6 protein-coding genes are annotated in these 6,981 nt (G+C 71.3%); 1 reads left to right on the top strand and 5 read right to left on the bottom strand.

What is annotated here, in order from left to right; translation table 11 throughout:
- Positions 1-101: 101 nt before the first annotated feature.
- The 5 genes from VGC13_RS21100 to VGC13_RS21120 form a co-directional block, all read right to left on the bottom strand.
- Positions 102-1,049 (bottom strand): cyanophycinase, encoded by a 948-nt coding sequence (locus VGC13_RS21100; RefSeq protein ID WP_331127267.1) that lies wholly within the window; start codon positions 1,047-1,049, stop codon positions 102-104.
- The gene (locus tag VGC13_RS21105) at positions 998-2,137 is read right to left on the bottom strand and encodes a cyanophycin synthetase family protein (protein ID WP_331127268.1); all 1,140 of its coding nucleotides are present in this window, start codon (positions 2,135-2,137) and stop codon (positions 998-1,000) included. Before VGC13_RS21105 ends, VGC13_RS21100 begins: the two co-directional genes overlap by 52 nt.
- 253 nt (positions 2,138-2,390) lie before the next feature.
- A complete protein-coding gene (locus tag VGC13_RS21110) occupies positions 2,391-3,263 on the bottom strand; it encodes a hypothetical protein (RefSeq protein ID WP_331127269.1) in 873 nt (290 codons plus the stop codon).
- 175 nt (positions 3,264-3,438) lie between these two features.
- Positions 3,439-6,111, bottom strand: a complete 2,673-nt coding sequence (cphA, locus tag VGC13_RS21115; RefSeq protein WP_331127270.1) for a cyanophycin synthetase — start codon at positions 6,109-6,111, stop codon at positions 3,439-3,441.
- Between the two features lie 39 nt (positions 6,112-6,150).
- The gene (locus VGC13_RS21120; RefSeq protein WP_331127271.1) at positions 6,151-6,348 is read right to left on the bottom strand and encodes a hypothetical protein; all 198 of its coding nucleotides are present in this window, start codon (positions 6,346-6,348) and stop codon (positions 6,151-6,153) included.
- Between the two features lie 249 nt (positions 6,349-6,597).
- Between VGC13_RS21120 and VGC13_RS21125 the strand changes: the two genes are divergently transcribed.
- Positions 6,598-6,792: a hypothetical protein gene (locus VGC13_RS21125; RefSeq protein ID WP_331127272.1), complete on the top strand. Its 195-nt coding sequence runs from the start codon at positions 6,598-6,600 to the stop codon at positions 6,790-6,792.
- Positions 6,793-6,981 lie beyond the last annotated feature (189 nt).

Below are 6,981 nucleotides of genomic sequence, written 5' to 3' on the forward strand. Positions count from 1 at the left end.
GCAATCTAGGCGCCCCGCCACCCGCTGTCAAGACCCAAAGCAAACGAAGTGAGCGGAGCCCGCACTCCCGCACTCCCGCACTCCCGCACTCCCGCACTCCTTCACCCCTCCATCCCCTCGCTCCGCAGCACCTCCAGCTCCGACACGCCCGCGGCCTCCTCCTGCCGCGCCTGCACCAGCACCTCCAGCTCGCGCTCGCGCAGGTTCAGCGTGTAGCCCGAGCCCACGATCCCCACCCGCAGGTAGCTCAGGGTGAGCGGCTTGCCGTCCATGCACTCGTCCGCGTTGTCGAAGCGCACGCCGCGGCCGTCCACGAAGGTCACGGAGCCGCGCCCCACCACTTCGCCCAGGTGGCCCTGGACCACCAGGGCCGTGTCTTCGTCGATCCCCAGCCCCAGCGTCTCGGGGTTCTGGGCGATCACCATGAACAATCGCTGCAGCCGCCGCCGCTGCGTGAAGTGCGTGTCGATCATCGCCCGAAAGCCCAGCAGCCCAAAGCCGGGGCCCAGGTGAAGGTCCTGCATCTGCCCGTACTCGTCGGGCTCGCCGCCGGCCAGGATGGTCTCGGTGAGCGCCGCGGCCCCCGCGCTGGTGCCGCAGATGGTGGCGCCGTTGGCGTACGCCTCGCGCACCGCCCGGTCCACCCGCGACCCGCCCACCGTCGCCACCAGGTGCACCTGGTCGCCGCCGCCGAAGAAGATGCCGTCGGCGCCCTCGATCATCTTGGCGATGCGCCGGTCCTGGGCCTGGTCGCGGCGGTCCACGATGGGGATCTCCACGTGCGTGGCGCCGGCCTCGGCAAACGACTTCAACCAGTCGCGCGCGGAGCCCGCTGGGTCCTGCGAGGCCGTGGTGATTCCCACGATGCGCCCGCCGTCCAGCGCCTTGCACTGGCGCAGAAAGGCGCCCAGCGCCTCGCCCGTGGGCTCGCACGCGCCGCCGATGAGCACCAGGGTGCCCGCCGTGCGGTCCGAGCGCCGGCGCGTGGGTCCGGCCTTCACGGCGCCGCGGGCGCCGGTTCCGTTGCTGGTGCTGGTGCTGGACTCCATTCCTCCCCCGTTTGCGCGGCCCCCAGCTCGTGCAGCGAGTGCACGGCTAGCGCCGCCGCCACCTGGGCCCGCGGGTCGACGCCGTCCACCAGCGCCCCGCCGTCGGCCAGCTCGCCCCCCGTCTCGATGAGGATGCGCCCGTCGCGCACCATGGCCACCGAGTGCGCCACCCGCGCGTCGCGCGCGGGGACCGCGTCCAGCTCCGAGAACACGGCCACGCGGCACCCCGCCTCGCGCGCCATGTCCTGCACCTCCCATTCCCGCCCCGGCAGCACCACGATCCCGTCGCGCGCCACCGCGTCGGCAAGGACGGAGACCAGCTGCAGGTTCCGCTCCTCTTCGCGGTAGCGGTCGGGGACGTCGTGCACGTCGCTGTCCAGGATCACGGCGATCTCGGAGCGGGCGTACGGCAGCCCCGCGTTCAGCAGGTACGAGGGCGCCACGTCCACGATCAGCGCCTCGTCGCTGATCCCCCGCCGCACCATCTCGTCGCGCACCGCCCCCCGCTCGCCGCCGCCGGTGATGCCGCACAGCACCCGCTGCGTAAGGCCGGGAACGTCGGGCGTCTCGGCCAGCGCGCGCAGCTCGTTGAGCGCGAACTCCACGTCGTGCAGCTCGCCCGCGAACGCCTTCTGCACCACGTCCAGCGCCAGGGCGGCGGCGCGCAGCCCCACCTCGGCGTGCAGGTGCTCGAAGACCACCGTGTACTCGCCGGGGCGATCGCCGCCGCGGGCGCGGCCGTAGCCCACGTCGTGCCCCACCATCCCCTGCAGCTCCAGCCCCACGTGCTCGGCGATGTGCGGCGCGTACGTCCCCCGCCGCAGCCGCGTGACGAAGCCGCCCCGCTCGCCGATGCTGCAGCGGTGCTCCCACAGCCCCGGCATGGCGCGGATCAGCGCCTCGGTAAAGCCCGGCACCTCGGCGCTGTGGATCTCGTCGTACTCGCCCACCGCCACGTCCATGCGGGTGACGGGGCGGTTGCTCCAGAAGTTGGCCCCGCGCAGCGAGCGCAGGCCCACCAGGCGAATCTCGGTGTAGGGATCGAACCGCGGCATGGGGCGGACGGGCTCCGGTCGTGGGGACGTCACCTGCGCTCCGCCCTCCGCAAACCCGGCGCCGCGGCGCACGCATCTCTGGATACCGACCCTACATCCGCTCCGGCAAAGATGATTTTCATAGCGAGTCCGGAAAAACAAAAGCAAGGGTACAGAGGGACAGAGAAGGGCCAGAGGAACAGAGGACAACCGATCTTCCTCTGTTCCTCTGGCTTTTGTCTGTTCCTCTGTACCCCAATCTTTTCATGGATGAACTGATACGGGTTGTTTGCGGATCGGTATCGGATCAGCCGTCCGTGAACGCGACCGTCCACTCGTCCGGGAGCGCGGGAAGCCGGTACCACCGCGGGCCACCTCCCGGTGCTTTGCAGGCGCGGGACTGGTGGTGCTTCACGACGCGGTATTCGCGGTGAAGCTCGGAGCGGTAGGCGGACACGCCGTACCGGGCGTCGCAGAACCTGCCGGGCAGCACCCGGACGTACAGGTCGCGGCCCAGCGCGGGAAAGGCCGACGGATCGCACCCCGGAAGGTGCTGGATGGCCTCGGCGTCCACCCGGTCGCGCAGCACGCGCACCCGGCCGGGATCGCAGTCGATCCACTCCCGCTCGGCCGGCAGCGGCACGCCCTCCTCAGCGGCTCTGACGGTATCCGTGCGCCACGGCTCCCGGTTCCGGTCGTCGATCCTGCGCTCCGTGAATGCGACCGTCCAGCCGTCGGGAAGCGGGGGAAGCCGGATCCATCGCTCCTCCGTTCGCCCCGCGCGGCAGCCGCCGTATCGATCCACCATCAGGATGCGGTACTCGCGGCGGGAGTCGGAGCGAAAGGCGTCCACCGAGTGCCGGGCGTGGCAGTCGCCCATCATCGACAGACGGACGTAGAGCGCGCGTCCCACGTCGGGGAGCGGGAACGGATCGCACCCGCGAAACCGCCGGATCTCCGCCGCGTCGGCGCTGTCGCGCACCACCTGGGTGCCGGGGGGATCGCACTCCGCCCGCACCGTCTCCAGCGCGATCGGCACCGCGTCCCCCGCCAGCCCCAGCGAGTCCGGCCGCCACCGGTTGTACCAGTCCGGCTGCGCGCTCGCCGGCGCCGCAACCAGCACCGCCGCCACGCCCGCAAGCGCCATCGCCCACCGGCGCCATCCGCCTCGCTCGTCCATCGTCCGCCCGGTGCAGAAAGGGATGAGAGAACTCGCGCCGTCTACCGGCGGACGCGCGCGGAGGTTCCTGCATCCGCCCGCCGACAACAAACGAAAGCCAGCCGGGCGCACCTCCGCCCGGCTGGCTATTCCCTATTCCCTGTTCCCTATTCCCTGTTCCCTATTCCCTATCCCCTCACATGGCCGCGCTGCCCTCCGCGTACCGCTGCACCCGCGCCAGCACCGGCGGCACGTGGTCGGCCAGCACCATCACCAGGTCGCCCTCCTGCAGCCCCCCCATGGCGTGGTCCACCGCCTCCATCTCGTTCAGCACCGTCTCGATGGCGTCGCCCTGCATCCCGCCCTCGCGCAGCCCCTCGATCACCAGCCCCGCGATCTCGCCGCGGGGGCGGCCGCGGGTGTCGTCGTCTTCTTTGACGATGACGCGGTCCAGCGAGGCGCACAGCCGCCCCAGCGCGCGGATGTCGTCGTCGCGGCGGTCGCCCGGGGCGGTGATCACCCCGATGCGGCGGCGCGCGGGGATCTCGGTCACCATCTCCACCAGCCCGCCCACGGCCGCCGGGTTGTGCGCGTAGTCGATGAGGACCCGCGCGTCGCCCACGCGCAGCAGGTTCAGCCGCCCCGGCGTCATGGACGGCGAGGGGAAGAACGAGAGCAGCCCGGCGCGGATGGTGTCGTACCGCACGCCCTGCACGTACGCCGTGGCGATGGCGGCCAGCACGTTCTGCTGCTGGAACCGCGCGGCGCCGCCCATCATCAGCGGCACCTCGCGCACGCTGGCGATGGGAATGCGCAGGCGCCCGCGGCGAATGACGAACTCGCCGTCCTCGATGCGCGCGCCGATCCCCCCCCGCTCCACGTGGTCGTCGAAGAGCGGGTTCTCGCCGTCCTTCATCGTGGAAAAGAGCACGATGTCGCCGCCGCTGCGGTCGCGCATGGGGTAGACCAGCGGGTCGTCCGCGTTCAGCACCGCGTGCCCCTCGCGCTTGACCACGGCGGGGACCACCGACTTCACGTCGGCCAGCTGCTCCAGCGTGTTGATGCCGCGCAGCCCCAGGTGGTCGGCCGTCACGTTGAGCACCACGCCCACGTCGCACTCGTCGAAGCCCAGGCCGGCGCGGATCACGCCGCCGCGCGCCGTCTCCAGCACCGCCACGTCCACGGTGGGGTTGGAGAGGATGATGTTGGCCGAGAAGGGCCCCGTCATGTCGCCCTCCATCACCAGCCGGTCCTGCAGGTACACGCCGTCCGTGGTGGTGAAGCCCACCGTCTTTCCCGTCTGGCGAAAGAGGTGCGCCGTCAGACGCGTCGTGGTCGTCTTGCCGTTGGTGCCGGTGATGGCGATGACCGGAATGGTGTACGGGTGCCCCGGCGGATACAGCATCTCGATGATGGGCGCGCCCACGTAGCGCGGGGTGCCCTCGGTGGGATGCGTGTGCATCCGCAGCCCCGGCGCCGCGTTCACCTCGATGATCACCGCCCCGTTCTGCCGGAAGGGAAGGGTGATGTCGGGCGAGAGCACGTCGATGCCGGCGATGTCGAGCCCCACCACGCCCGCCGCCATCTCGCACGCGGTCACGTTGTCGGGGTGGATCTCGTCGGTGCGGTCGATGGAGGTGCCGCCGGTGGACAGGTTGGCCGTGGCGCGCAGGAACACCCGCTCGCCCGCGGCGGGCACGCTGTCGCAGGTCAGCCCGCGGGCCGCCAGGTACGCCTCGGTGGCCGCGTCGTCGGGAAGGCGCGTAAGGGTGCGCGAGTGGCCCTTGCCGCGGCGCGGGTCCTCGTTCTCGGACTGGATGAGCTGGCGGATGGTGCGGTGCCCGTCACCGACGACGTGCGCGGGAACGCGCTCCGCCACCGCCGCCACGCGCCCGTCCACCACCAGCACCCGGTAGTCGCGCCCGGTGACGAACCGCTCGACGACCACGCGGCGCGAGAACGATTGGGCCACCTCGAAGGCGGCCCGCACCCCGTCGTCGTCGCGGATCTCGCCCGAGATGCCGCGGCCGTGGCTGGCGTCCAGCGGCTTCAGCAGCACCGGCCAGCCGATCTCGTGCGCGGCGTCGAGCGCGGCCTGCACGGTGGTGGCCGTCATCCCCTCGGGCACGGGCAGGCCGATGGCGCCCAGCACGCGGCGGGTGTCGTCCTTGTCCTGCGCGATCTCCACCCCGATGGCGCTGGTGTAGTCGCTCATGGCGGCCTGCACGCGGCGCAGGTTCTTGCCCAGCCCCAGCTGCACCAGCGAGTAGTTGTTCAGCCGGCGCACGGGAATTCCGCGGCGCTGCGCCTCTTCCACGATCGCCGCGGTGCTGGGGCCCAGCCGCACGGACTCCAGCAGGTCGTGCAGGTCTTCCACCGCGTACTGCACGTCGTACGGCTCGCCGCTCATGCAGGCGCGCACCAGGCGCACGGCTTCGCGCACGGCCTGCAGTCCCACCTCTTCCTCTTCGTACGCCACGATCAGCCACCACACGCCGGGGTCGCCCGACTCCACCACGCGGCCGAACGAGACGTCCGTCCCCGCCAGCGTCTGCAGCTCGAGCGCGACGTGCTCCAGGATGTGCGGCAGGTGCGTTCCCTGCTCCAGCCGCTCCAGGAAGCCCCCCTCGGTGCCGCGCGAGCAGGGATGCTCCCGCAGCGTGGGAAGCATCCCCATCAGCCGCTCGTTGAAGCCGGGGATCTCGGTGGAGGGCACGTCTTCCAGCGACCCCAGCGTAAGGTCGCAGGCAATGACGGGCGCCAGGCGCCAGAAGTTGGGCCCGCGCACCGCGCGCAGGCGCGTGACGCGCAGCTCTTCGGGATCAAGCCCTGCGCCGCGCGCCTGGGGCTCGCCAAGGACCGTCGACATGTCGTCAGGTGGGTTCGCGGAAGCCGCGTGCGGGTCGGGTCAGCGGCCGTAGCCGGGGCGCGAGCGCTCCCAGCCGTCGTGCTCCCACGGTGCGCGGACGCGCGCCGTGGCATCGCTCACGCGCGCGCGCGGCGACGAATCGCAGTCGATGCGGCGCGCAAAGGTGCGCCGCTCCTGGTGCTCTCCACGCGGCGCATCGCCCATCCGCGGAGCCTGGTCCATTCCGTTGTACAGCATCATGCACCTTCACAGGTCTCGTTTCCCGTGCGCAAGAAACCGCGCCGGGCGGGAGCAAGGGCAGGAAGCGTACCAGCCAGGGGTCAGGTGATTGCTGGGTTTGGCGCGGGGTGGAGCCTGGACGGAACGGGTACACGAGCCGCACATCCGGCGGGCTTCCCGTTACGCAGGGCGACGCGTATTCTGCGATCGGGCCCGCGCCACACCGGCGAACGGGAAGGCTGGGACACCTTCGATGGGGAGGATGCGATGAAGCGGAACGTGACGCGCGGGGTGCTGGCGGCCGTGTTCGCGGCGGCGATGGGGTTCGGCGCGGCGCAGGCGGTGGCCGCCCCGGCCGATGCCGCGCCGGCCGCCGCCTGCAACCAGGACGTCTGCACGCAGAAGTGCGCGCAGGACGGGCTTGTGGGGATCTGCTCCGGCCGCGGCTGCTACTGCCGGTAGGCGCCGATCCACAAAAGAATGCCTCACGCTGAGGGAGTAGAGGAAACAACTCTGATACTTCCAGAACGCGGGATCGTGATGCAAGCTGAGGAGCCACTTTCACCCTCAACTGAGGAGGCTCCGATGATGCTCCATGCGATCGACCTGCACAAGCGTGTGCTCCAGCTGGCCACGATGCACGCCGACGGC

It is taken from the genome of Longimicrobium sp. (assembly GCF_036399255.1).
GTDB lineage: Bacteria > Gemmatimonadota > Gemmatimonadetes > Longimicrobiales > Longimicrobiaceae > Longimicrobium.

Bases quoted from the DNA above. Each gene is read 5' to 3' on its own strand.
- VGC13_RS21100 (WP_331127267.1), bottom strand. From the start codon at position 1,049: ATGGAGTCCAGCACCAGCACCAGCAACGGAACCGGCGCCCGCGGCGCC.
- VGC13_RS21110 (WP_331127269.1), bottom strand. From the start codon at position 3,263: ATGGACGAGCGAGGCGGATGGCGCCGGTGGGCGATGGCGCTTGCGGGC.
- cphA (WP_331127270.1), bottom strand. From the start codon at position 6,111: ATGTCGACGGTCCTTGGCGAGCCCCAGGCGCGCGGCGCAGGGCTTGAT.
- VGC13_RS21120 (WP_331127271.1), bottom strand. From the start codon at position 6,348: ATGCTGTACAACGGAATGGACCAGGCTCCGCGGATGGGCGATGCGCCG.
- VGC13_RS21125 (WP_331127272.1), top strand. From the start codon at position 6,598: ATGAAGCGGAACGTGACGCGCGGGGTGCTGGCGGCCGTGTTCGCGGCG.